The 1,512-nt window shown below is 33.3% G+C and carries 2 protein-coding genes and 1 pseudogene; 2 read left to right on the forward strand and 1 reads right to left on the reverse strand.

The annotated features are described in order from the left end of the window. Positions 1 to 45: 45 nt before the first annotated feature. On the reverse strand, positions 46 to 234 hold the full coding sequence (locus M998_RS01060; protein ID WP_068907151.1) for a hypothetical protein: 189 nt from the start codon (positions 232 to 234) through the stop codon (positions 46 to 48). 596 nt (positions 235 to 830) lie between these two features. Between M998_RS01060 and M998_RS01065 the strand changes: the two genes are divergently transcribed. Both M998_RS01065 and M998_RS01070 read left to right on the forward strand, forming a co-directional pair. After that, the gene (locus M998_RS01065; RefSeq protein WP_232007499.1) at positions 831 to 1,031 is read left to right on the forward strand and encodes a hypothetical protein; all 201 of its coding nucleotides are present in this window, start codon (positions 831 to 833) and stop codon (positions 1,029 to 1,031) included. Continuing rightward, a pseudogene (locus M998_RS01070) lies at positions 1,006 to 1,512 on the forward strand (hypothetical protein); the annotation flags it as partial. The gene M998_RS01065 and the pseudogene M998_RS01070, both read left to right, overlap by 26 nt.

The raw sequence follows: 1,512 nt of genomic DNA on the forward strand, positions 1-1,512 counted from the left end.
GGGGGTAGTCTCAGGATAACTTCGGGATAACAGGCATCTGGGTTCTTATTTTTTTGATCCTTGTTCGTCTCTTGCAATCATGTCTTGTTTAGCTTCAGCTAAATATTCATCAATTAAAAAATTTACGATATCAGACCATTTAGTGATCTTTCCTGTTTTGGCTGTGATATCAACTGCTGCACGCTCAATTTTCAAATAGCGGTCATTATTTATACCAATATTTTTTCTACTCATAACCTGTCTCCTTTTTCACCTGTATTGTAATGCAATAGTTTAACTTTACATATGTGCACATTTACACTTGCGTACGTTTTTGATTTGATATATCGTATATTGCAAGTGTGCACAGTTGCAAAAAATGTAGGTATGAGATAATTTTGGTTATAAAAAGGCTAATAATGTAAAGCTATTGCTATATTTGCATTTATTTACAAATTATTTTCCTTTTTAATATCAATAGATTATATATCTACTCAAGAATGAGGTAAATAATTAACTCATTGATTTATAACTACTTTATCCAACGCTGTGTTATTTGTGAATTTATCAAGGTGATACAGCTCGGGCTAAAACTTACACTTACTGACAATAAATGATTCCTATTGCTAGCAGATTGAAACAGGAGGAAAACTGATGACTGATTTTTGCTAGCATTTAGCGTTAATTTCAACTTTTAAAATTATCATTAGAATTCGATTTTTTACTAACTGGATTTTCTTTAATTTATTAGATAGTTTCTAGTTATTATTTAACTCGACTAACAATAGATATTGAATTTAGAAATTTCATGATTTCTGAATCGGTTTTCTTTTACCTAAAATAAGTGATTGATGATGAACATTATTTATTTTGATTACATTGAAGGTTACGGTATTAACGCCAATATCGGGATTGAATGGGACTTTTACGGCTCTTTCGATGATTTAGTCAAAGAATGTTTATATCAATTTCAAAATGATTTTTTACTTGCGCCAACAACCGCTAAATCAGGGAAATTTATCAGTTATGGAGAGTTTTATCATGGCGGCTAAAGTGGGTTTTATGGATTTATCATCGATTGCACGTAAAAATTATGGATTTCATGATTTTGTTGCGACCGCACAAATCAATCATAACGATCAAATATCAAAAATCGCCTCCTCGATGCGTCCCGTATTTATTGATTGGTTAGCTTTTTCCGCGCCACTTTCTACGATGAAAAATGTCGATACTTATCCGAAGTTAGGGGCATTATTTCATAAATTTGAGTATTTACCCTTACTACAAAATTATGCACAAGCGAATCACTATACGGATGATCAAGCAACCAATTCCGCGGATGTTCCTCAATTAGCTATCTCTGAAAAACAACAGTCACAGTATTTTGCAGATCTCTATTCTTGCTATCTGTCTCGGCTGAAAACATGGATTGCCACGGTATTTGGATTAAGCATGGGAGCTCCAAGAGGAAAGGGAGGAAACGGCTATTCTGATGCAATCCCTCTTTATAGTGAAGACGGTGGATATGACCAA

The sequence above is a fragment of the Providencia heimbachae ATCC 35613 genome (assembly GCF_001655055.1).
Classification (GTDB): domain Bacteria; phylum Pseudomonadota; class Gammaproteobacteria; order Enterobacterales; family Enterobacteriaceae; genus Providencia; species Providencia heimbachae.